General features: G+C 63.0%; 24 protein-coding genes. 15 read left to right on the forward strand and 9 right to left on the reverse strand.

Annotation, left to right across the window (positions count from 1 at the left end; translation table 11 throughout):
* Position 1: 1 nt before the first annotated feature.
* Complete coding sequence (locus tag ACXR0M_RS22625) at positions 2 to 4,303, reverse strand: DEAD/DEAH box helicase (protein ID WP_458833909.1); 4,302 nt, start codon at positions 4,301 to 4,303, stop codon at positions 2 to 4.
* A 324-nt stretch (positions 4,304 to 4,627) separates the two neighbouring features.
* On the opposite strand from ACXR0M_RS22625, the gene ACXR0M_RS22630 reads away from it, so the two are divergent.
* Both ACXR0M_RS22630 and ACXR0M_RS22635 read left to right on the forward strand, forming a co-directional pair.
* Positions 4,628 to 5,512: a sugar nucleotide-binding protein gene (locus ACXR0M_RS22630; RefSeq protein ID WP_458833910.1), complete on the forward strand. Its 885-nt coding sequence runs from the start codon at positions 4,628 to 4,630 to the stop codon at positions 5,510 to 5,512.
* Positions 5,505 to 6,434, forward strand: coding sequence for an NAD-dependent epimerase/dehydratase family protein (locus ACXR0M_RS22635; RefSeq protein WP_458833911.1), 930 nt, complete (start codon positions 5,505 to 5,507; stop codon positions 6,432 to 6,434). Before ACXR0M_RS22630 ends, ACXR0M_RS22635 begins: the two co-directional genes overlap by 8 nt.
* Before the next feature lie 280 nt (positions 6,435 to 6,714).
* On the opposite strand, the gene ACXR0M_RS22640 is transcribed toward ACXR0M_RS22635, so the two are convergent.
* The 5 genes from ACXR0M_RS22640 to ACXR0M_RS22660 all read right to left on the reverse strand — a co-directional run bounded on the left by ACXR0M_RS22640 (position 6,715) and on the right by ACXR0M_RS22660 (position 10,881).
* Complete coding sequence (locus tag ACXR0M_RS22640) at positions 6,715 to 7,413, reverse strand: OmpW/AlkL family protein (RefSeq protein ID WP_458833912.1); 699 nt, start codon at positions 7,411 to 7,413, stop codon at positions 6,715 to 6,717.
* 222 nt (positions 7,414 to 7,635) lie between these two features.
* Positions 7,636 to 8,154 carry a DUF3299 domain-containing protein gene (locus ACXR0M_RS22645; RefSeq protein WP_007966123.1) on the reverse strand — a complete coding sequence of 173 codons (519 nt, stop codon included), beginning with the start codon at positions 8,152 to 8,154 and terminating at the stop codon, positions 7,636 to 7,638.
* An 11-nt stretch (positions 8,155 to 8,165) separates the two neighbouring features.
* The gene (locus ACXR0M_RS22650) at positions 8,166 to 9,431 is read right to left on the reverse strand and encodes an ABC transporter permease (RefSeq protein ID WP_458833913.1); all 1,266 of its coding nucleotides are present in this window, start codon (positions 9,429 to 9,431) and stop codon (positions 8,166 to 8,168) included.
* Position 9,432: 1 nt separating this feature from the next.
* The gene (locus ACXR0M_RS22655; protein ID WP_127651247.1) at positions 9,433 to 10,143 is read right to left on the reverse strand and encodes an ABC transporter ATP-binding protein; all 711 of its coding nucleotides are present in this window, start codon (positions 10,141 to 10,143) and stop codon (positions 9,433 to 9,435) included.
* Positions 10,144 to 10,278: 135 nt separating this feature from the next.
* Positions 10,279 to 10,881: a DUF2796 domain-containing protein gene (locus tag ACXR0M_RS22660; RefSeq protein ID WP_458833914.1), complete on the reverse strand. Its 603-nt coding sequence runs from the start codon at positions 10,879 to 10,881 to the stop codon at positions 10,279 to 10,281.
* A 136-nt stretch (positions 10,882 to 11,017) separates the two neighbouring features.
* Here ACXR0M_RS22660 and ACXR0M_RS22665 point away from each other — a divergent pair, with 136 nt between their 5' ends.
* Entirely contained in the window at positions 11,018 to 11,368 is a 351-nt protein-coding gene (locus tag ACXR0M_RS22665) for a hypothetical protein (RefSeq protein WP_458833915.1), read from the forward strand.
* 97 nt (positions 11,369 to 11,465) lie between these two features.
* Here the strand turns inward: ACXR0M_RS22665 and trxA are convergent, their stop codons facing one another.
* From trxA to ACXR0M_RS22680, 3 genes are all read right to left on the reverse strand, one after another.
* Positions 11,466 to 12,338: a thioredoxin gene (trxA, locus tag ACXR0M_RS22670; RefSeq protein WP_458833916.1), complete on the reverse strand. Its 873-nt coding sequence runs from the start codon at positions 12,336 to 12,338 to the stop codon at positions 11,466 to 11,468.
* Between the two features lie 204 nt (positions 12,339 to 12,542).
* The gene (locus ACXR0M_RS22675) at positions 12,543 to 13,199 is read right to left on the reverse strand and encodes a class I SAM-dependent methyltransferase (RefSeq protein ID WP_458833917.1); all 657 of its coding nucleotides are present in this window, start codon (positions 13,197 to 13,199) and stop codon (positions 12,543 to 12,545) included.
* A complete protein-coding gene (locus ACXR0M_RS22680) occupies positions 13,196 to 13,666 on the reverse strand; it encodes a YbaY family lipoprotein (protein WP_458833918.1) in 471 nt (156 codons plus the stop codon). Before ACXR0M_RS22680 ends, ACXR0M_RS22675 begins: the two co-directional genes overlap by 4 nt.
* A 127-nt stretch (positions 13,667 to 13,793) precedes the next feature.
* Here ACXR0M_RS22680 and nrdR point away from each other — a divergent pair, with 127 nt between their 5' ends.
* The 12 genes from nrdR (at position 13,794) to ACXR0M_RS22740 (ending at position 22,744) form a co-directional block, all read left to right on the forward strand.
* The gene (nrdR, locus tag ACXR0M_RS22685) at positions 13,794 to 14,258 is read left to right on the forward strand and encodes a transcriptional regulator NrdR (RefSeq protein WP_003228656.1); all 465 of its coding nucleotides are present in this window, start codon (positions 13,794 to 13,796) and stop codon (positions 14,256 to 14,258) included.
* The gene (ribD, locus tag ACXR0M_RS22690) at positions 14,255 to 15,388 is read left to right on the forward strand and encodes a bifunctional diaminohydroxyphosphoribosylaminopyrimidine deaminase/5-amino-6-(5-phosphoribosylamino)uracil reductase RibD (protein WP_458833919.1); all 1,134 of its coding nucleotides are present in this window, start codon (positions 14,255 to 14,257) and stop codon (positions 15,386 to 15,388) included. Before nrdR ends, ribD begins: the two co-directional genes overlap by 4 nt.
* A 47-nt stretch (positions 15,389 to 15,435) precedes the next feature.
* Positions 15,436 to 16,101, forward strand: coding sequence for a riboflavin synthase (locus ACXR0M_RS22695; protein WP_458833920.1), 666 nt, complete (start codon positions 15,436 to 15,438; stop codon positions 16,099 to 16,101).
* 16 nt (positions 16,102 to 16,117) lie between these two features.
* Entirely contained in the window at positions 16,118 to 17,209 is a 1,092-nt protein-coding gene (ribBA, locus tag ACXR0M_RS22700) for a bifunctional 3,4-dihydroxy-2-butanone-4-phosphate synthase/GTP cyclohydrolase II (RefSeq protein WP_039761895.1), read from the forward strand.
* Positions 17,210 to 17,442: 233 nt separating this feature from the next.
* Entirely contained in the window at positions 17,443 to 17,919 is a 477-nt protein-coding gene (gene ribH / locus ACXR0M_RS22705; RefSeq protein ID WP_003228649.1) for a 6,7-dimethyl-8-ribityllumazine synthase, read from the forward strand.
* Entirely contained in the window at positions 17,916 to 18,416 is a 501-nt protein-coding gene (gene nusB / locus ACXR0M_RS22710) for a transcription antitermination factor NusB (protein WP_458833921.1), read from the forward strand. Before ribH ends, nusB begins: the two co-directional genes overlap by 4 nt.
* An 18-nt stretch (positions 18,417 to 18,434) precedes the next feature.
* A complete protein-coding gene (thiL, locus tag ACXR0M_RS22715; protein WP_458833922.1) occupies positions 18,435 to 19,400 on the forward strand; it encodes a thiamine-phosphate kinase in 966 nt (321 codons plus the stop codon).
* A complete protein-coding gene (locus ACXR0M_RS22720; protein WP_007910933.1) occupies positions 19,397 to 19,900 on the forward strand; it encodes a phosphatidylglycerophosphatase A family protein in 504 nt (167 codons plus the stop codon). Before thiL ends, ACXR0M_RS22720 begins: the two co-directional genes overlap by 4 nt.
* 34 nt (positions 19,901 to 19,934) lie before the next feature.
* On the forward strand, positions 19,935 to 20,687 hold the full coding sequence (locus ACXR0M_RS22725) for a substrate-binding periplasmic protein (protein ID WP_458833923.1): 753 nt from the start codon (positions 19,935 to 19,937) through the stop codon (positions 20,685 to 20,687).
* A 223-nt stretch (positions 20,688 to 20,910) separates the two neighbouring features.
* Positions 20,911 to 21,528, forward strand: a complete 618-nt coding sequence (ribA, locus tag ACXR0M_RS22730) for a GTP cyclohydrolase II (RefSeq protein ID WP_007968177.1) — start codon at positions 20,911 to 20,913, stop codon at positions 21,526 to 21,528.
* Complete coding sequence (locus ACXR0M_RS22735; protein ID WP_458833924.1) at positions 21,525 to 21,944, forward strand: MFS transporter; 420 nt, start codon at positions 21,525 to 21,527, stop codon at positions 21,942 to 21,944. The genes ribA and ACXR0M_RS22735 overlap by 4 nt, the downstream gene beginning before the upstream one ends.
* A complete protein-coding gene (locus ACXR0M_RS22740; protein ID WP_458833925.1) occupies positions 21,944 to 22,744 on the forward strand; it encodes a helical backbone metal receptor in 801 nt (266 codons plus the stop codon). The genes ACXR0M_RS22735 and ACXR0M_RS22740 overlap by 1 nt, the downstream gene beginning before the upstream one ends.
* The last annotated feature ends 52 nt before the right edge of the window (positions 22,745 to 22,796 follow it).

The following is a 22,796-nucleotide window of genomic DNA, read 5'->3' on the forward strand; positions in this document are numbered from 1 at the left end:
ATCAATGCCGGATCAGCTTGCCACGCACCTGTTCCATGCCGACCTGATCCATCTCCGCCCACAACACCTGCTTGCCAGCCACTTCGGCCGCCACCGGCAAACCATCGCGATACACCAGCCGATTACTCGCCAGCGCCGGCACCTTCGCCCCCGGCAACAACGTCCCCGCCAGATTCAGCGGATCGACCCCACACACCGCGATCAGGCTGCCGTCATGCGGCCGGCGCCGAACTTCGCGCAGCAACGGAATCGCCTCGGGCAAGGCAAACTGTTCGCCCGCCAGACCGCTGACAAAACGTCCGCCGCGAATCTCGCCACGGGCCTCCAGTCGATGAAAGGTGCGCAGCAACTCGCGCCAGCTCGGCAGCCAGTCCGCTTCGCGTTCCAGCAGACGCCAGAACACCACGCCGTAGCGCCGCAGCAAAGTCATGGCCACGTGTTCGAGGGTTTCCGGCGCGGGCGTCTGGCCGCTTTCGCCCGGCGGCCCGCGGCGCAACAAGGCCCAGCGCCCGGCATCGTCCATGCCGCCGATAAATGCGCCGCGCCCGCGTCGGCTGCTGCGTTGCTGGCGCTTGCTGGCCGGAGTGATCAGCGCGCGCAGGCCGGCGAAGCTGTCGGCGTTCACCAGGCCGGCGCCGACCAGTTCCTGCAGGGCAATTTCCAGTTCGCTGCGCAGCAGGCGCGCCTCGTGAATCAGTTCATCGAAAAACAGCGCGCCATGCTGACTCAGCGCCTCATGGACCTTCTGCGTTTTCGGCGACAGTTCGCTGACCGGCGTCTGCTCGGCCAGCGCGCTCCACAACCCCACCTGACTGCGCGGCAGCAGCACAATCGGCGTGCTGCGCAGGGCGCTGCCGCTGACTTTCTGCCGGGCGCTGAGCCGCGTCCATACCAGTTTGCCGTTGCGGCACAGGTCATCCAGCCAGCTCGGCGAATAGTCCTTGATCCGCGCCGGGAGGATCTCGCTGTCCCACGCCGAAGCCGCCGCCGGGTAACCCTCGAACTGGCCGACAATCGCCGGCAACACCGCGCTGCCCTGACCGCGGGTGGTGCTGGACAAATGCTGCCAGTCGAACAGAAAACGCATGAAGTCCTGCAACGCCACCGGCTCGATTTCCCGGCGCAAACGCTTGACCGTGTAACGATGGATCCGCGCCAGCAGATGCCGCTCGCACCATTCCTCCACCGTCGCGCCCGGAGTGAATTGCCCGCGCAACACATAGCCTTCGCGCTCCAGTTGCGCGAGGGCTTGTGCGACTTGCGCAGTGGGCAGCGCCAGCGGTTCGGCAATCGCCGGTAACGGCAGCGGGCCAAACGCGCCGAGCCGTGCGCGGATCACTTCGACCAGCGCTTCCTCATACGTCCACGGTTCATCGAAACCGGGCAAGGCCGCCTGCGGCGGTTGCAGCGTGGCCTGTGGATAAAGGGTCAACAGACAGATCAGGCGTTCGCGCGCCAGCCACACGCAATGGTGTGCACCGATCAGCAGACGACAGGCGCGGCCACTGGCAGTCAAGGTGTCCAGCCATCCGCGCCACGCTGCGTTGGCCTGCACTTCGGCCTCGCTGACGCAGGCCAGGCTCATCAGCGCCTCGTGCATTTCGTCGACGTTGGCCGGCGTCGGCCATGCTTCCGCACGCACCGCGTTGATGGCGTCGACGTCCAGTGCGCCGAGATCATCGGTGGATTGCGGATCGCTCCAGCGCCGGTTGATTACCGCTTGCGTACGACGTTCTTCCAGCGGCGCATCGTCGAGAAAGGCGTACGGCTTGGCACTGAGAATTTCTGCCGCCAACGGTGACGGCGCCGGCAGATCGCGGCTGAGCAGACGCACCTCGCCACGCTCCATGCGCCGCAGCAGATTGAGCCAGCCTTCGCTGTCCATGGCCTCGTGCAGGCAGTCGTCGAGGGTTTGTTCCACCAGCGGGTGTTCGGGGATTTCGCGTTCGCCGGCGAGGTTTTCCAGGCAGGCGATCTGGTCCGGAAACACGCTGGCGATCAGGTCTTCGCTTTTCATCCGCTGCAACTGCGGCGCGACTTTGCGCCCGCCGGTAAAGCGTGGCAGTGCCAGTGCGACCCCGGCATTCCAGCGCCAGCGCACGCCGAACAGCGGCGCGTCGAGAATCGCCTGGATCAGAATGTGTTCGGCGCTGTTGCTGTGCAGGTAACGCCAGACCTCGTCCAGCTCAAAGCTGTGGCTGGTGGACAGCGACAGAACGATCGCGTCTTCGCTGGCGGCAGCCTGCAACTCGAAATTGAAGGTGCGACAGAAACGCTTGCGCAGCGCCAGACCCCAGGCGCGGTTGATGCGGCTGCCGAATGGCGAATGGATGATCAGTTGAGTGCCGCCGGACTCGTCGAAAAACCGCTCCATCAGCAGCGTGTCCTGCGAGGGCAGGGCGCCAAGGGTCAGGCGTGCGCGGGCGAGGTATTCCACCAGTTGTTCGGCGCTGGCGTGGTTCAGTCCGAGGGTCGTGGTCAGCCAGTCGAGCGCCGGTTGCAGATTGCCGGGGCTGACGCTGAGCAGTTCGTCGAGGGTCGCTTGCAGGCGTGCCACCGCCGAGGACAGTTCATCGCTGCGCCCCGGTGCTTCGCCGAGCCAGAACGGAATGGTCGGCGGCTGGCCCTGGGCATCCTCGACCCGCACCTTGCCGGCTTCCACGCGCAGGATCCGATACGACGTGTTGCCGAGCTGGAACACATCGCCGGCGATGCTTTCCACAGCAAAGTCTTCGTTGACGCTGCCGATGTTCAGGCCCTGCGGTTCCAGCAGCACGCTGTAATCGGCGTTGTCCGGGATGGTGCCGCCGCTGGTCACCGCGGTCAGTTGCGCGCCGCGGCGGCCACGCAGTGTGCGGCTGACGGCGTCGCGGTGCAGGTAGGCGCTGCGGATGCCCTGGCGACCGTTGTAGCCTTCGGCGAGCGTGGTCAGCAGCGCCTGATAGTGTTTTTCGTCGAGGTCGCGATAGGGCGAGGCTTTGCGGAAAATGGCCAGTAGCGCGTCCTCCGCCCATTCCTGGCAACTGACTTCGGCGATGATCTGCTGCGCCAGCACGTCCAGCGGCGCTTCGGGAATGTGCAGGGTGTCGAGCTCGCCCCGGCGCACGCAGTCGAGCAGGGCGGCGCATTCGATCAGGTCGTCGCGGGTGGTGGCGAACAAACGACCTTTGGGTGTGCCACCGACCTGGTGCCCGGAACGACCGACGCGTTGCAGAAAACCGGCAATCGAACGCGGCGAGGCGATCTGGCAGACCAGATCGACTTCGCCGATATCGATGCCCAACTCCAGCGAGGCGGTGGCGATCAGCACTTGCAACTCGCCACGCTTGAGTCGCTGTTCGGCGTCGAGGCGGAATTCCTTGGCCAGACTGCCGTGGTGCGCGGCGACGGCCTGTTTGCCGAGGCGTTCGCTGAGGTGGCGGCTCAAGCGTTCGGCCAGACGCCGGGTGTTGACGAAAATCAGCGTGGTGCGGTGTTCGCGGGCCAACTCGGCGAGGCGATCGTAGACCAGCTCCCAGACATCGTTGGCCATCACCGCCGACAACGGCACTGGCGGCACTTCAATGCCCAGATCTCGCGGACGGGCGTGGCCGATGTCGATGATCTCGCACGGCCGCTCGGTGCCGACCAGAAACCGCGCCACGGCATCGATGGGTTTTTGTGTGGCAGACAGACCGATGCGCGTCAGCGGTTCGGCGCACAGCGCCTGCAGGCGTTCGAGGCTCAGCGCCAGATGGCTGCCGCGCTTGCCGGCGGCGATCGCATGGATTTCGTCGATGATCACCGTGCGCGTGGTGCCGAGCATTTTGCGCCCGGATTCGGAACCGAGCAGCACGTACAGCGACTCCGGTGTGGTCACCAGAATGTGCGGCGCGCTTTTGCGCATCGCGGCGCGGTCTTTTTGTGGGGTGTCGCCGGTGCGCACCGCGGTGGTGATCTGCAATTCGGGCAGGCCCCGCTGGCGCAACTGCTCGGTGATCCCCGCCAGCGGATTTTGCAGGTTGATGCGGATGTCGTTAGACAGCGCCTTGAGCGGCGAAACGTAGACCACCAGGGTTTCGTCCGGCAGGCCTTCAGGGTTTTCCAGGCCACGGTGGACCAGATCATCAAGCACCGCGAGAAACGCGGTGAGGGTTTTGCCGGAACCGGTGGGCGCGGCAATCAGCGTCGAGCGGCGCTGACGGATCAACGGCCACGCGCGGGCCTGGGCGGCGGTGACCGTCGGGAACGTGCTGCTGAACCAGGCGCTGACGGCGGGGTGAAAGCCTGCCAGTGCGGCGTCCTTGGGGATGGGCAGATTCATGGCTTAAGTTATGCGGGTGGGGGCGGCAAGATGCAAGTACCGCTGAGGATCTCCGCTGTTCAGCAGGGCCTCATCGCTGGCAAGCCAGCTCCCACAGTGATTTTTGTTGTTCACAAATTTTGCAATCCACACTGAGCCTTGTGGGAGCTGGCTTGCCAGCGAAGAGGCCAGTGGTCATGGCACAAATCCCGGGGAGGTACACTTTACGGATGACGGTTGCGCACTAAACCCGCAAAATGCAACGATTCCGGCAATTATCGACGACGGCGCCACACCGGCCGTCGCTAAAGCCATCGTTCCAATCAGACTGGGCCTGCTGACTCTATGCGAATGCGCCTTATGTTACTGGGCGGCGGAAATGCCCTTGGGCAGGCGCTGATTCGCCTCGGTGCGGAGGAAGACATCGGTTTCCTCGCCCCCCGCCCGCCAGAAGACGGCTGGGATGCCGCGAGCCTCACGCAACTGCTGGACGACACCCGGCCGGATGCGTTGATCAACCTCGCCTACTATTTCGACTGGTTTCAGGCCGAAACTGTCAGCGAAAGCCGTCTGGCCGGCCAAGAACGCGCCATCGAGCGCCTGGCCGAACTGTGTCAGCACCACAACATCATCCTCGTGCAGCCCTCCAGTTACCGGGTGTTCGACGGTTCGCGGGCGACCGCCTACAGCGAGAAAGACGAGCCGGTGCCGCTGGGCCTGCGCGGTCAGGCGCTGTGGCGCATCGAACAAAGTGTGCGCGCGACCTGCCCGCAACATGTACTGGTGCGCTTCGGCTGGCTGCTCGATGACAGCCCTGATGGCACCCTCGGGCGCTTCCTGGCCCGCGCCGAACAGCCGGATGAATTGCTGATGGCCGATGATCGGCGGGGCAATCCCACTCCGGTGGATGACGCCGCGCGAGTGATCATTTCGGTACTCAAACAACTCGATTGCGCGGCGCCACTGTGGGGCACTTATCACTATGCCGGCCACGAGGCGACCACCCCGCTGGCGCTGGGCCAGGCGATTCTGACCGAGGCGCGCAGCCTGCATCCGCTGGCAATCGAAGCGCCGACCGCTCAGGCGCATGCCGCACGACCGGACGCCGCCGAGGAGCCGCAACACGCGGTGCTCGCCTGCAAGAAAATTCTGCACACGTTCGGAATCAAGCCCCGCGCCTGGCGCGCGGCGCTCCCGGCTTTACTGGATAGGTTTTATCGTCATGGCTGAAGGCCCTGTTTTAATCACCGGCGGCGCCGGTTTCATCGGCTCGCACCTGACGGATGCGTTGCTCGCCGCAGGCCATTCGGTACGGATCCTCGATGATCTGTCGACCGGCAAGCGCGCCAACCTGCCGCTGGACAATCCCAAGGTCGAGCTGATCGTCGGAGACGTCGCCGATGCCGCGCTGGTTGCGCAGGCAATGCAAGGCTGCAGCGCGGTGGCCCATCTGGCGGCGGTGGCCTCGGTGCAGGCGTCGGTGGACGATCCGGTGAAGACCCACCAGAGCAATTTCATCGGCACCCTGAATGTCTGCGAGGCCATGCGCCAGGCCGGGGTCAAACGTGTGCTGTTCGCTTCCAGTGCCGCGGTGTACGGCAACAACGGCGAAGGCCAGTCGATCGACGAGGAAACGCCCAAAGCGCCACTGACGCCTTACGCCTCGGACAAACTGGCGGGTGAATACTACTTCGACTTCTACCGCCGCCAGCACGGTCTGGAACCGGTGATCTTCCGTTTTTTCAACATCTTCGGCCCACGCCAGGATCCGTCCTCGCCGTACTCCGGGGTCATCAGCATCTTCAGCGAGCGGGCGCAGAAAGGCCTGCCGATCACCGTGTTCGGCGACGGCGAGCAGACCCGCGATTTCCTTTACGTTGAAGACCTGGTGGACCTGCTGGTGCAGGCCATCGAGAAACCGGAAGTGGCCGTCGGCGCGGTGAACGTCGGCTGGAATCAGGCGACCAATCTCAAGCAGATGCTGGCTGAACTGGAAGCGGTCGTCGGCGAGCTGCCACCGATCAGCTACGGCCCGGCACGCTCCGGCGACATCCGCCATTCGCGGGCGAATAACGCGCGTCTGCTGGAGCGCTTCAAGCTGCCGCAGCAGACGCCGATGCGCGTGGGGCTGGCGCGGTTGCTGGGACAATAATTTCTTATTGCCACAAAAAAAGGCGTCCAGAGCGGACGCCTTTTTTTGTGGCCGGAAATCGCTCTGATGGCGACATACTTCCTGCAGATAAGAAATTTGTGGCGAGGGGGCTTGCCCCCGTTGGGTTGCGAAGCAGCCCTGAAAAATGACGTAGAGAACGCCTACTCCGATTTTACGACTGCTGCGCAGCCGAACGGGGGCAAGCCCCCTCACCACAGTTATCTACTCTCACTGCAAAAGCCAGGTTCACCACCACGTGAACGTTCTTTTCAATCGAGGCTTAGAACTTGTAGCCCAGACCCACCATGTACACAAACGGATCGACATCCACATTCACCTTGGCCCGGGTGCCCGGCGCCACGGCGTTGTTCTCCACAGTGGCGCGGGTGTCGATGTCGATGTAGCGCACCTGGGCGTTGAGCATGATGTTGTCGGTCAGCATGTAGTCGGCGCCGACCTGCCAGGCCAGACCCCAGGAGTTTTTCGCCTTGAAGTTGCTGAAGCCGTTGGACTGGGCTTCGCTGCCGACGTGCTCGTCGTAGATCCAGGTGTAGTTGATGCCGCCACCGATGTACGGCTGGAATGGCGATTTCGCGTCCAGCGGGTAGTAGACGACGCTGAGGGTCGGCGGCAAGTGTTTCAGGGTGCCGAGTTTGCCGTTGGCGGCTGGCAGCGCGGTGCCTTTGATTTTCACGTCATGCTCGAACGGCGAGGCGGCCAGCAACTCGATACCGATGTTGTTGGTCAGCATGTACGCAAAGTTCAGACCCAGTTGGGTGTCGCTGCTCATGGTCGCCTTGCCACCCAGGTTGGCGCCGCTCAACGGACCCTGATCGACCTTGACGCTGGAGCTGTCGGCCTTCGGGTTGACGGTGATCGCACCGGCGCGAACGATGATGTCGCCAGCTTCGTGGGCGTGGGCGAGCGGGGCTGCGAGCGCGAATGCAAACAGCGAAGCGCTGAGCAAGGACTTGTTCATGGGAGCTCCAAAAGGACGTTAAAAATGTTTATGTCCTAATGGTACGAAGCCAACTGATACGGTCTTTTGACTCAGCTCAATGAAACAGTGAAGGGGTGGTTTTTTGTGCAACCTTCGCGCACGCCTTCGCGAGCAAGCTCGCTCCCACATTCGAACTCGGTCAACTGTGGGAGCGGGCTTGCTCGCGAAGGGGCCATTTAAAACAACACAGAACGGCCGGATTCACTCCGGCAGCTCATACACATAAATCTTGTCCGCCGCCATCTGATACCCGGCATCCGCCAGTTCGCTGGTAGACGCCTTGACCTGCAACGGCCCCTCGACCCAGTACGGCTGATACAGCTCGTCGAGCTTCACCCCCAGCTCGCTTTTTACATGCACGATCTGGTTCGACGGCGGTGGCGGTACGTGGATGCAGGCGCCGAAATACGGCACCAACAAAAAGTCCGTGGTACGCCCCTCTTCGTTGACCTCCAGCGGCACGATATAGCCCGGCAGACGAATGTTCTGGCCGTCGAGGCTCTGTACCACCGGGGCATTCGGCATGTCCTGTTTCGCCGCTGGCGCGGACTCCGCCGAAAGCGCGTCGCCCATCTTCGACATGTCGTGCAACGGCGTCATGTTCGGCACTTCCGGCGCGGCGTCCGGCGGGATCATCTCCGACCAGGTCAGGTCTTTCGGCGCCGCTGCCCACACGGGCAGGGCAACCAGCAGCAACAGCGCGAGAACGGCGCGGGGCATGGTGAACATCCTCATAAACGGATCGACAGGCCATCGGCCAATGATTGGCGATACGCGCGCCAGGCCGGCACGCTGCCCATCAGCAGCGCGGCGGCCAGAATGCCACCGAGCAGCGTCCATTCATACTCGCTCGGCCACGCCAGTGGCAGATACAGCCCGTAATTGGCCTGCACATAACCCTGCGCCGCAGCGATGCCGATGTACAGCAATGCCAGCCCGGCGATCACTCCGGTCAGCGCCAGAGCGAACGCCTCCAGCACCAACAGGCTTGCGATGTGCCACGGCCGCGCACCGACCGAACGCAGAATCGCCATCTCCCGACGACGCTCGTTGAGGCTGGTGAGAATCGCCGTGAGCATGCCGATCAAACCGGTCAGCACCACGAACAGCGAGACCACGAACAACGCTTTTTCCGCGGTGCTCATCAGGCTCCACAATTCCTGCAAGGCCACGCCCGGCAGGATTGCCAGCATCGGTTCGCCACGGTATTCGTTGATTTCGCGTTGCAGGGCGAAGGTGGAAATCTTGCTGTTGAGGCCGAGCATGAACGCGGTGATCGCTTGCGGGGTCAGGTCCATGTTGCGCGCCTGATCGGCGCTGATCCGCCCGTTGCCGCGCGCCGGCACGCCGTTGTGCCAGTCGATGTGGATCGCCTCCATGCCGCCGAGGCTGATGTGCAGCGTGCGGTCCACCGGGGTGCCGGTGCGCTTGAGAATGCCGACCACGGTGAACGGTTTGTCGTCGTGCTTGACCAGACTGATCGCCGCCACGCCGTGGGCCAGCACCAGTTTGTCACCGAGTTTGTAATGCAGTGCTTCGGCCACTTCGGCACCGAGCACCACTTCGAACGGATCGGTGGCGAACGCCCGGCCATCGGCCAGTTCCAGATGCTGCTGGCGGCCGTACTGGTAATGCTCGAAATACGCTTCGGTGGTGCCCATCACCCGGTAGCCGCGATGCGAGTCGCCGAGGGACATGGGGATCGCCCACTTCACTTTCGGGTTGCTGGCGAAGTGTTCGAAGCTGTCCCAGCGGATGTTGTTGGTGGCGTTGCCGATGCGGAATACCGAGTACAGCAGCAGGTTCACCGAGCCCGAGCGGGCGCCGACGATCAGGTCGGTGCCGCTGATGGTGCTAGCGAAACTGGCTTTGGCCTCGGTGCGCACCCGCTCGACGGCGAGCAGCAGGCACACCGACAGGGCGATGGCGAATGCGGTGAGCAGGGCGGTGAAGCGGCGGTTGGCCAGGCTGGCCATGGCCAGACGAAACAGATACATCTCAGACCTCGGCAGACGTGGCGGCGCGATTGAGCTCGGCCAGGGACAGGTGACGGTCGAACAGCGGCGCCAGACTCTGGTCGTGACTGACGAACAACAGGCTCGAACCGGCCTCGCGGCATTCGGCGAACAACAGGCGAATGAAGTTTTCCCGGGCGTCGTAATCCAGCGCCGAAGTCGGTTCGTCGGCGATCACCAGTTCCGGTTGGCCAATCAACGCGCGCGCGGCGGCGACCCGTTGTTGCTGGCCGATCGACAGCGAGTCGGCTCGCCGGCTGAGGATGCTTTCATCCTTCAGGCCCAGGTGAGCGAGCAACGTCGCGGCGGCCTGATCGACACTGCCGTGACGCTGTTTCGCCCGCTCGGCCCGCAGCTTGGAGAAGTGGCACGGCAGTTCGACGTTCTCGCGGACCGAGAGAAACGGCAGCAGGTTGAACTGCTGGAAGATGTAGCCGGTGTGATCGACACGAAAACGGTCGCGGGCGCCGGCACCGAGTTCGGTCAGCTCCTGGCCGAGCAGGCGAATGCTGCCGCGTCCGGGTTTCTGCACGCCACCGAGCAGGCCGAGCAGGGTGGTCTTGCCACTGCCGCTGGGGCCTTTGAGAAACAGGGTTTCGCCGGGCTCCAGGCGAAACGCCGGGATGTCCAGCAACGGCGGGTGACCGGGCCAGTTGAAGCCCAGGTCGGACAGTTCGATGAGTGCTTGGGTCATGGCACCAGTTTCATGGTTGTACACAGGCTTTTCTGTAGGAGCTGCCGAAGGCTGCGATCTTTTGATCCTGGTCTTTTACAAGCAAGATCAAAAGATCGCAGCCTTCGGCAGCTCCTACAGGGATTTTTCAGGCCATCAGAAATTCAGGGCAGGGGCCTTGGCCGTCACTTCCGTCCCTTGCTGCCCGCTCGGGCTGATCAGTTGTACCTGAATTTTCTGGGTCGCCGGGAATGTATTGAAGAGCGTCGCCAGATCCAGGGTTTTCAGCGCACCCGGTGCAGCGCAGGTGAACTGGTAGTGCGCGTGGATTTCGCTGTGATCGTGGTGATGCGCTTCGCCGCCCTTGGCATCTTCGTCGTGATCATCATCGTCATGCTCGTCGGCATCCGGCTTGTCGCCGAACAGCGGACTCTCCAGCTCCTGGCTGGCCACTTTGCACCCGGCGGCGGCTGGCAGATTGAACAGCGCCAGCGGGTTTTCCAGTTTGGCGCGAGCGGCGGCGACTTTGGCCTTGTCAGCGTCGCTGGTGGCGGCATGTTCGAAGCCGACCAGGTTCATCGCCGGGCTTTCCAGTTCCAGCTCCAGGGTCTGCCCGTCGAGTGCAGCGTTCAAGCGGCCGACACCATGTTCATGCGCGCCGAGGCTGCCGTGTTCATGATCGTGATCGTGCTCATCGGCAGCAAAGGCGACGGCCAGCGGCAACAGGGCAAACGGCAAAGCGAGCAGCAGACGACGCATGGCGGGTCTCCGGAAAGTAAAGTGAAGAGTTTGTTATGTAATCTTATAACGAAAGCCCGCAGAGTTTGCCCGTGCGCTTGGCGTTGCACAAGTCCCGTGGGAGCATGCAGGTCAGAAATGTGCAGGAGCGAAGCAGATGTTGCGGATACGCGGAACCGTCGGCGCGATGCCGGTGGATTTGACGGTGGAGCTGGATGACAGCGATTGGGCGAAGCTCGGTTCGGCGCTGAATGTGCAATCGCCGACTCAGCCGGAGATGGCGGCGCCAGTCGCCAAGGCGCAGAACCAGGACGATGCGTTGTGGCAGGTGGCGAAAGATCTGCTGCGCAAGGCCGGGCGGCTCAGCGGGCCGGATCTGCTCGATCAGCTTGAGGGTTTGACCGGCAGCGCGGCGGCGGGCAAGCGCTTGCTGGTGCGGCTGCGCCATAGTTCACAGGTGAAAGTGGTGAGTGGTGGGGATACGCCGCTCTATAGCTGGATCGAGTAAGCCGCAAAAGATCGCAGCCTTCGGCAGCTCCTACAGGTCTACCGCGCATTGCGGATGAACGACTGTAGGAGCTGCCGCAGGCTGCGATCTTTTGATCTTAATAAAGCGCAGCGAACACCTTACGGCGGTACATGGTCACCAGCGGATGATCATTACCCAGCAGTTCAAACACCTGCAGCAACGTCTTGTGCGGCAGACCTTCGCCATAGCTGCGGTTGCGGATGAACAGCTTGAGCAAAGCCTCTAGCGCCGCTTCGTATTGCTGGCGTGCCAGTTGCTGGATCGCCAATTGATACACCGCCTCATCGTCCTGCGGATCTTTCGCCAGGCGTGCTTTCAGATCGGCGGCATCCGGCAAGTCGCGCGCCAGACCAAGGAACTTGATCTGCGCCTTGGCCCCGGCCAGTGCGGCTTTGTGCTCATCACTCTTGACCGCATCAAGCACGGTCTGAGCTTCGTCTAGTTCGCCGCGCTCGGCCAGGCAGCGTGCATAGAGAATCAGCGCTTTGGCATTGCTGTTGTCTTCATTGAGCATCACCACCAGCGCGGCTTCGGCATCGGCGAAGCGTCCTTCATCGAACAGCGCCTGAGCCTGTTCGAACGGATCGGCTGCAGCCGGCGGCGGCATCTGCACATGCGGTTCGAGCAGGGCGCGTACGGCGGATTCCGGTTGCGCACCGGCAAAGCCGTCGACCGGTTGCCCGTCCTTGAACAGCACCACGGTCGGCAGGCTGCGAATGCCGAAGCGGGCGACGATGTCCTGCTCGATGTCGCAGTTGACCTTGGCCAGCAGCAGTTCGCCCTGATAGCTCTCGGCAATGCCCTGCAGCATCGGCATCAACGCCTTGCACGGCGCACACCACTCGGCCCAGAAATCCACCAGCACCGGTTTGTTGAAGGAAGCCTCGATCACCGACTGGTCGAAATCGGCAGTCGTGGCGTCGAAGATGTACGGCGTTTGCTGACTCATGGGGGATCTCGTAAAAGCGTGGATGGGGCAACTATACGGCTTGGCGGGGTGTGGCCGGAAGCGGGGGCAGATTTTAGCTAAGTGTCGTTCTGGAGGACGCCTTCGCGGGCAAGCCCGCTCCCACAGGGTTGCGTGTCGTACACAAGAAATCGGCTCGACGCGGCTACTGTAGGAGCTGCCGAAGGCTACGATCTTTTACCCGTTTCAATCACGCCGGGCGTGATACAGGCTCACATGCCGAAATTCTTCCGGCTCCGCCAGATCCGGCAAGGTCATGGCTTCAAGCATTTCGATCCGCTGATACAACGGATGACGGAAATCCCGCACCCGCGAATCCGCCACCAGCGCTTCCCGCCCGCGGCTGAGAAACGCATCGAGCAGCGGCAGGTTCTCGCGGTCGTAGAGCACGTCCGCCACCAGAATCAGATCGAATCGATCAGCCTCGGCAAAGAAGTCCGTCGAATAACTCATCTGCACATTATTCAGTTGGGCGTTGGCCCGGCACGCGGCGATCGCCAGTGGATCAAGGTCACAGGCCACCACTTCCAGCGCCCCGGCCTTGACGGCGGCGATCCCGGCAATCCCGGATCCGGCGCCGAAATCCAGCACGCGCTTGCCGCGCACCCATTCCGGGAACTCGGCCAGATAACGCGCCACCGCCAGACCGCTGGCCCAGCAAAAGCTCCAGTACGGCGGCTCATGCAGGATGCGTCGGGTTTCGTCGGGGCTGAATTCGCGGTGCATGTTGTCGCCGTCGATCAACCACAGCTGCAAGTCGGTCCCCGGCAATGCACAGGCCTTGAGCCGCGCATCGCCGAGCAATTCACCTAACGCCTGTTGCAGGTCGAGCGGTGCGGTCATGGTGCTTTGACAAATTGCAGCTGGCCCAGCGCCTGCGTGGTCGGCTGAGTGATGGTCTGCGCCGGCAGGTGCAGGATCAACTGGCCCGACTGCGTGGCACGCCCGCGCAACTCAACCCGGGCTCCGGCTGGAAAGGCTTCCGGATTGAAGCGCAGGCGGAACGGCAAAGCCTGGTTGTTGCCGATCAGGCTGGAACTGGCGAGCAGTTGCTGCGGACGCGACTTGTCGTCGATCACCAGCAGCGCCAGTTCGACTTCGGCACCGGCCGGCACACCTTGCAAGGTACCGCTCAGTTCCCTTTGATAAGCGGGCAGCGGACCCAGATCGGCGGCCTCGCGGGCTTTTTTCTGCGCCTGTTGCGGCGCCGGGCCTGGGGTGGGCGGTTGCGGTTGTGGCTTGGGCTTGTCGCTGCCGCAAGCCACCAGCAGGGCGAAAAGACTGAGCAAAACGAGCGGACGTAGCGGCATTGGCAGCTCCAGAAAATGAAATCCGTGGATCAAACGATCATGGCAGTCTGTATACCGCAAAGCCTATGGCTTGTCTTGCCACCGGGATGCGCTACCATGGCCCTCCCTTTTTTTGTTGCCAGCCACCATGCACTGTCCCTTCTGCGGTGCCAACGACACCAAGGTCATCGACTCGCGTCTGGTCGCCGAGGGCGAACAGGTGCGCCGCCGGCGTGAATGCCTGGCCTGCGGCGAACGTTTCACGACGTTCGAGACGGCCGAACTGGTGTTGCCGCGCCTGATCAAAACCGACGGCAGCCGCCAACCGTTCGACGAAGAAAAACTCCGCGCCGGCATGCAACGCGCCCTGGAGAAACGTCCGGTGAGCGTCGAGCGCCTCGAATCCTCTCTGGTCCACATCAAGCACAAGCTGCGCGCCACCGGCGAGCGCGAGGTCAAATCCCTCGTGGTCGGCGAACTGGTGATGGCCGAACTGCAAAAGCTCGATGAAGTGGCCTACATCCGTTTCGCCTCCGTGTACCGGCGCTTCCAGGATCTCAACGAGTTCCGCGAAGAGATCGACCGCCTCGCCCGCGAACCGGTGAAAGAATGACTCACGCCGCCGAGCAGGCCATCCTCGACGCGCACTTCATGGCGCGCGCGCTGCAACTGGCGCGTAAAGGCCACTACACCACGCACCCCAACCCACGGGTTGGCTGCGTGATCGTGCGCGACGGGCAGATTGTCGGCGAAGGCTTTCACGAGCGTGCCGGCGAACCTCACGCTGAAGTCCACGCGCTGCGCGCCGCCGGTGAACTGGCTCGTGGCGCGACGGCTTACGTCACCCTGGAACCGTGCAGCCACCATGGGCGCACGCCGCCTTGCGCCGATGCGCTGGTGAATGCCGGGGTGGGCCGGGTGGTTGCGGCGATGCGTGATCCGAATCCGCAGGTCGCGGGGCGTGGCTTGCAGCGGCTGACCGATGCCGGCATCGCCACGCAAAGCGGTGTGCTCGAAGCCGAAGCGCGCCAACTCAATCAAGGCTTTTTGAAACGCATGGAACACGGCCTGCCGTTCGTGCGGGTCAAATTGGCGATGAGTCTCGACGGGCGCACGGCGATGGACAGTGGCGAGAGCCAATGGATCACCGGCCCGGCCGCGCGCTCGGCGGTGCAGCGTTTGCGCGCGCAGGCCAGCGTGGTGCTGACCGGCGCCGACACCGTTTTGGCCGATGGCGCACGCCTGACCGTGCGCGCCGATGAACTGGGTCTGGACGCCGAACAAACCGCGTTGGCCATGAGCCGCCAACCGCTGCGCGTGCTGATCGACGGGCGCCTGCGGGTGCCGCTGGATGCGCCCTTCTTCAAGGCCGGGCCGGCGCTGGTCGCCACCTGCATGGCGGTCGAAGAGCAATACGCCAACGGCCCGGAATGCCTGATCGTGCCGGGCGATGACGGTCAGGTCGATCTGCATCAACTGCTCATCGAACTGGCCAGGCGTGGTGTCAACGAGGTGCTGGTCGAGGCCGGCCCGCGTCTTGCCGGCGCGTTTGCCCGGCTTGGTCTGGTTGACGAATTCGTGATCTTCATCGCCGGCAAGTTCCTCGGCTCCACAGCGCGTCCATTGCTGGACTGGCCGCTGGCCTACATGAAAGACGCGCCTGAACTGAAAATCACTGAAATCCGCGCGGTTGGCGATGACTGGCGAGTCACTGCGACGCCGGTCGTTTCGGCGAGCGTATAATTCCCGGCCATCGCCTCAGCGCTGGCTTCGTTCTCAAGGAGAACCGCATGTTTACCGGCATCATCGAATCCATCGGCAGTATCCGTGCACTGACCCCCAAGGGCGGTGATGTACGGGTGCACGTCGACACCGGCAAGCTCGACCTGAGCGACGTCAAACTCGGCGACAGCATCGCAGTCAACGGCGTGTGCCTGACCGCGGTTGAACTGCCGGGCAATGGCTTTGCCGCCGACGTCAGCCGCGAAACCCTCGATTGCACCGCCATGAATGACCTGAAAAGCGGCAGCCCGGTCAATCTGGAAAAAGCCCTGACCCCGACCACCCGTCTCGGCGGGCATCTGGTCAGCGGTCACGTCGACGGTGTCGGCGAAGTGGTGTCGCGCAGCGACAATGCCCGCGCCGTGGAATTTCGTATCCGCGCGCCGAAGGAACTGGCCAAGTACATCGCCCATAAAGGCTCGATCACCGTCGACGGCACCAGTCTCACCGTGAACGCAGTCGATGGCGCCGAATTCCTGCTGACGATCATTCCGCACACTCTGAGCGAAACCATCATGGCTTCCTACAAGCCGGGCCGCCGGGTGAACCTGGAAGTCGACTTGCTGGCGCGTTATCTGGAGCGCCTGTTGCTGGGTGACAAGGCCGCAGAGCCTGCATCCGGCGGCACGATCACTGAAAGCTTTCTGGCCGCCAATGGCTACCTCAAATCCTGACTGAAGGGGGTGCCTTGTGGCGCTCAATAGCATCGAAGAACTGGTTGAAGACATCCGCCAAGGCAAGATGGTCATCCTCATGGATGACGAAGACCGCGAGAACGAGGGCGACCTGATCATGGCCGCCGAATGCTGCCAGGCCGAGCACATCAACTTCATGGCCAAGCACGCCCGCGGCCTGATCTGCATGCCGATGAGCCGCGAGCGCTGCGAACTGTTGAAGCTGCCACTGATGGCCCCGCGCAACGGTTCCGGTTTCGGCACCAAATTCACCGTATCGATTGAAGCGGCCGAAGGCGTCACCACCGGCATCTCCGCCGCCGACCGCGCGCGCACCGTGCAAGCGGCCGCCGCCAAAGATGCCAAGGCTGAAGACATCGTCAGCCCTGGCCATATCTTCCCGCTGATGGCCCAGGCCGGCGGCACCCTGGCCCGTGCCGGCCACACCGAAGCCGCCTGCGACTTGGCGCGCATGGCCGGTTTCGAGCCGAGCGGGGTGATCTGCGAAGTGATGAACGATGACGGCACCATGTCCCGTCGTGCCGAACTGGAAGCCTTCGCCGCCGAACACAACATCAAGATCGGCACCATCGCCGACCTGATTCACTACCGGATGATCCACGAACGTACCGTTCAGCGGATTGCCGAGCAGCCGCTGGACAGCGAACTGGGCCAATTCAACCTGGTGACCTATCGTGATTCGGTGGAAGGCGACGTGCACATGGCCCTCACGCTGGGCACCGTTTGCGCCGAAGAACCGACCCTGGTTCGCGTGCACAACATGGACCCGCTGCGCGACCTGCTGATGGTCAAGCAACCGGGCCGCTGGAGCCTGCGCGCAGCGATGGCCGCGGTGGCCGAGGCCGGCAGCGGTGTGGTGCTGTTGCTCGGGCACCCGCTGGATGGCGACGTGTTGCTGGCGCATATCCGCGAAACCGGTGAGCAGGCCGCGCCGAAAAAACCGACCACCTACAGCATCGTCGGTGCCGGTTCGCAGATCCTGCGCGACCTCGGTGTACGCAAAATGCGCCTGATGTCGGCACCAATGAAATTTAATGCGATATCCGGTTTCGATCTGGAAGTTGTAGAATACGTGCCCTCCGAATAATGACCCGGTGAATCGTATTGCTGGTGTGTACCTTTGTGGTGAGGGGATTTATCCCCGATGGACTGCGCAGCAGTCCCAAAAACCGGGGCCGCTGCGCGGCCCGTCGGGGATAAATCCCCTCACCACTGGTTCTGATCAGGCAGCAATGCGGATTTTTCCGGCCATGTATTCGTGGCTAATATCACTGAGGGATGCGTACACGACGCGTCCCGGCTCTTTAAGAGAACTGACGAATGACCCTGAAGACCATCGAAGGTACCTTCATCGCCCCAAAAGGCCGCTACGCTCTGGTAGTGGGCCGTTTCAACAGCTTCGTGGTTGAAAGCCTGGTCAGCGGTGCAGTGGATGCCCTGGTTCGCCACGGCGTGAGCGAAAGCGACATCACCATCATCCGCGCACCTGGCGCCTTCGAAATCCCGCTGGTTGCGCAGAAAGTCGCCCAGAAAGGCGAGTTCGCAGCCATCATCGCCCTCGGCGCGGTCATTCGTGGCGGCACCCCGCACTTCGAATACGTCGCAGGCGAGTGCACCAAGGGCCTGGCCCAGGTGTCCATGGAATTCGGCGTGCCGGTCGCGTTCGGCGTCCTGACCGTTGACTCCATCGAGCAAGCCATCGAACGTTCCGGCACCAAGGCCGGCAACAAAGGTGCCGAAGCTGCCCTGTCCGCTCTGGAAATGGTCAGCCTGCTGGCGCAGTTGGAGGCCAAGTGATTAGCGACGATAGCGATCGTTTCAACCCGCGCGATCCAAAACCTGCGGATGCCGGCAAGCCCTCGAAAAGCGTCAAGCGTCGCGAAGCCCGTCAGCTCGCGACTCAAGCGCTGTACCAGTGGCACATGGCCAAGCAATCGCTGAACGAGATCGAAGCGCAGTTTCGCGTTGATAACGATTTCACTGATGTCGATGGCGCCTACTTCCGCGAGATCCTGCACGGGGTTCCGCAGTTCAAGACTGAAATCGACAGCGCGCTCAAGCCTTGCCTGGACATCGAAATCGAAGAGCTGGACCCGGTAGAACTGGCGGTTCTGCGCCTGTCCACCTGGGAACTGCTCAAGCGCGTCGACGTGCCGTACCGCGTGGTGATCAACGAAGGTATCGAGCTGGCGAAAGTCTTCGGTTCGACCGACGGCCACAAGTTCGTCAACGGCGTGCTCGACAAGTTGGCTCCGCGCCTGCGTGAAGCTGAAGTGAAGGCGTTCAAGCGCTGAAACGCGCTTGAAACCTCAATGGGCGAGTTCGAGCTGATCCGCAATTTCTTCGCCGCCGCGCCTTGTGCGCAGGGCGGCGAGGGCGTTGCCCTGGGGATCGGCGACGATTGCGCCTTGCTCGCGGTGCCCCCCGGGGAACAGCTGGCGATCTCCACCGATACGCTGGTGGCCGGCGTGCATTTCGCCGACCCCTGCGATCCGTTTCTGCTCGGTCAGCGCTCGCTGGCCGTCGCGGTCAGTGACCTGGCCGCCATGGGCGCCACGCCCGTTGCCTTTACCCTTGCCCTGACTGTGCCGACGGTGACCGCCGATTGGCTGCAAGCCTATGCCCGCGGTTTGAACCGCATGGCGCAGAGCTGCGGCGTGGCGCTGATCGGCGGCGACACCACCCGTGGGCCGTTGAGCCTGACCGTCACGGTGTTCGGTCGGGTGCCGGCCGGTCAGGCATTGACTCGCAGCGGCGCGCAACCGGGGGATCTGCTGTGTGTCGGCGGTGAACTGGGCAATGCCGCCGGGGCCTTGCCTTTGGTGCTTGGCCAGCGCGAGGCCGACGCGCCGATCGCCCAGCCATTGCTTGATCATTACTGGTCGCCGCAACCGCAACTGGCGCTCGGTCAGGCATTGCGTGGCAAAGCCACCGCGGCGCTGGACATCTCCGACGGCCTGCTCGCCGACTGCGGGCACATCGCCCTGGCGTCGCAGGTGCGACTGGAAGTTGAACGCGAGCGCGTACCGTTGTCCGATGCTTTAGTGGCGTTTCTCGGCCAGCGCGGTGCGGAGCGGGCAGCATTGAGCGGCGGCGATGACTACGTGTTGGCCTTCACCCTGCCGTCCATCGAGTTGTCGGCATTGCTTGCCGATGGCTGGCCGATCCATGTGATCGGGCGCGTGGCGCAAGGGCAGGGGGTGGTGCTGCTGGATCGCGAAGGCCGTGACATCACCCCGCAAATTCGCGGGTATCAACATTTTCAGGAGACACCGTGACAGATCACCCGAAACAGGTTCCGGCCGAATTCGTTCCGCCGTCGGTCTGGCGCAATCCCTGGCATTTCCTCGCGTTCGGCTTCGGTTCCGGCACCTTGCCGAAAGCGCCGGGCACATGGGGTTCGTTAGTTGCGCTACCGTTTATTCCGTTGTGGCAGATGCTGCCCGACTGGGGCTACTGGCTGATGCTCGGGATCACCATGCTGTTCGGCTTCTGGCTGTGCGGCAAGGTTGCCGATGATCTGCGGGTCCACGACCACGAAGGCATCGTCTGGGACGAAATGGTCGGGATGTGGATCACCCTGTGGCTGGTGCCGGAAGGCTGGTACTGGTTGCTCGCCGGGTTCCTGGTGTTCCGTTTCTTCGACATTCTCAAACCGTGGCCGATTCGCTGGATCGACCGGCATGTCCACGGTGGTGTCGGCATCATGCTGGATGACGTGCTGGCTGGTGTGTTCGCCTGGCTGGCGATGCAGGGGCTGGTGTGGATTTTCGCCTGATCCGCCGGGTTCGGGTTCAGTGAGGAGGCTGGGGATGGCTCGACGCTGGCTGGCGTTGATGTTTTTGACCTTGCTGGGCACTGTCGCCAGTGCGCAGGAGGCTGCGCATGCGCCGTCGGTGATCCATCTGGCCAGCGAAGACTGGGCAGACTACACCGGCGCCGATGGCAAGGGGCTGGGCTGGGACGTGCTGCGCAAGGTGTTCGAGCCGGCCGGGGTGAAGCTCGATATTCGCAGCGAGCCGTACACCCGTGCGGTTGGTCTGGCAGCGCGTGGCGAAATCGATGCTTGCGTCGGTTCCTACCGTGACGAAGCCAGCAATGTGCTGTATCCGCGCTGGAACTTCGACACCGACCACGTTTACGCCCTAGGCCTGGCGAGCAATCCGCCACCGACCGCAGAGACCCTCGGCAACTATCGACTGGCGTGGGTGCGCGGTTACGACTATCAGAAATACCTGCCCAATGTGCGCAACTATAACGAAGTCATTCGGCGCACCGGGATCCTGTCAATGCTCACCCACAATCGCGCCGACTATTACATCGATGCGCTGACTGAAGTCGATTACGTGCTGGGCCGGGCCAGGGAACCGGAGCAGTTCCGCAAGACGCATATCGCCGAATTGCCGCTGTACCTGTGCTTCGCCGACACCCCGCAGGCGCGGACGTTGATGGCGATTTTCGACAAGCGCATGGAGCAGTTGGTGAAGAGTGGCGAGCTGAAGCCGATCTTCGAGAAGTGGAAGCAGCCGTATCCGTTTGCCCCCGGCGCAACAAGTCCCCTGTAGGAGCTGCGGCACGCTGCGATCTTTTGATCTTGATTCTAAAAGCCAGATCAAAAGATCGCAGCCTCGTTTCACTCGACAGCTCCTACAGGGATCGCGATGGTCCGGGGTGTGATCAAACTTTTTGATCGTTATGCCCGACAATTCAGCCTAAGCGTCTGCAACAGCGTGCTGCTACAATGCCGGCCTGCGAATCTTCAGACTTTTTTAGATCAGGAGCACACCGGTGCCTGTCGTTTTTGTCGCCGCTTCCAAGCTGCCAACGCCTTTTGCGCAATTCACCATGCACGGTTTTCTCGATGAGGCCACGGGCCGCGAGCACGTTGTGCTGAGCCTCGGTGAAATCGACGACGGTGCCCCGGTCCTCGGCCGTCTGCATTCCGAATGCCTGACCGGTGACGCGTTGTTCAGCCAGCGCTGCGACTGTGGCTCGCAACTCGAAGCGGCACTCAAGGCCATCGCCCGTGAAGGCCGTGGCGTGTTGCTCTATCTGCGCCAGGAAGGGCGCGGCATCGGTCTGCTGAACAAGATCCGCGCCTACGAGTTGCAGGACGGCGGCGCCGACACCGTTGAAGCCAACGAGCGTCTGGGTTTCGCTGCCGACCAGCGCGACTACGCCATGTGCCTGCCGATGCTTGAGCACCTGGGCGTGAAGTCCCTGCGCCTGATGACCAACAACCCGCGCAAGGTCAAAGCCCTGACCGACATGAACATCGTCGTCGCCGAGCGCGTGCCGCTGCACACCGGCCACAACCCGCACAACAAACTGTACCTGGCGACCAAGGCCAGCAAGCTCGACCACATGATGGGCAACGAGCACCAGGGTGAGGTCGACCGCGCGTGACTCGCGGTCAGGTGCGCCGCCGACTGGCCATCGCCTGGTGGAAATACCTGGCGCTGGCGCTGGTACCGTTGTTTGTCCTTAACGGCCTGTTCGGCCAGGGCGAAGGCCTACTGCCGGTGCTGGCCATGCCGTTGTTCATCGCTGGCGTGGCCTCGATGTTTGTCAGCCTGAAGTTTTTCGGCCGCTACAAACACGCGCTGATCGCCACCCAGAAAGCTCTCGATACCCCGGATGAGGCGGCAGCCTGGATTGCCTTGGCGGCCCGGCGTCGCAGTGCCTTTCTCGCCGCCGCGTTGCCGGCGTGGATCGGTGCGCTGGCGGTGTTCGTCGGCCTCGAAGCGGTGCCGTTGATGTTGCTGGCGCTGTCCACCGCCGTGCTGTTCTACCTCTATCGCATCCCGCGTCAACTCGGCTGATGCGTCGCCTGTGGCTGGCGATTCTGCTGCTGGCCTGCGCCGCCCCGGCGCTGGCCAGCCTGCGGGTGGTCAGCCTCGCGCCTTCGCTGTCTGAAATCGTCGTTGAGCTGGATTCGGCTGACCTGTTGGTCGGCGTACTCGATGCGGGCGAGCGTCCTGCCGCCATTGCCGATATTCCCTCGGTCGGGCGCTATGGCCAACTCGACATGGAGCGCCTGCTCAGCCTCAAACCCGATTTGTTGCTGCTGTGGCCCGGCAGTGTCGGCCCGGCGCAACGTGATCAGCTCAAACACCTGAATATTCCGGTTTACCTGGCCGAGCCACACAATCTCGAACAGCTGGCTGCGCAGATTGCTGCGATTGCCACGCAATTGGGGCGACCTGAGCGCGGTCTGAAACGGGCGGCGGAGTTGCGCCAGAAACTTGATGACTTGCGCCAGCGCTATCGCCGGGAGACGCCGCTGAAGGTGTTCTACCAGGTCTGGGATAGACCGCTGTACACCGTCGGTGGCGGGCAGATCATCAGCGATGCGCTCGAGGTGTGCGGCGCGCGCAACGTGTTTGCCGACCTGCACCTGCCGGCGCCGCAGGTCAGCATCGAGGCGGTATTGCAGCGCAATCCCGAGCTGATTCTGGCCGGTGATCAGGCGCAGCTAGATGCGTGGAAGGCCTGGCCGCAGGTGGCGGCGGTGAAACAGGGGAAATTACTGCTGGTCAGCGACAAAGGCCTGGAGCGCCCGAGCGGACAAATGATCGAGGCTACCGCCAAGCTTTGCCAACTGATCGCGCCGGACAGATAACCTGTAGGAGCTGCCGCAGGCTGCGATCTTTTGACTTTGTTTTTTGACGAAA

The organism is Pseudomonas sp. Eth.TT006, assembly GCF_054456575.1.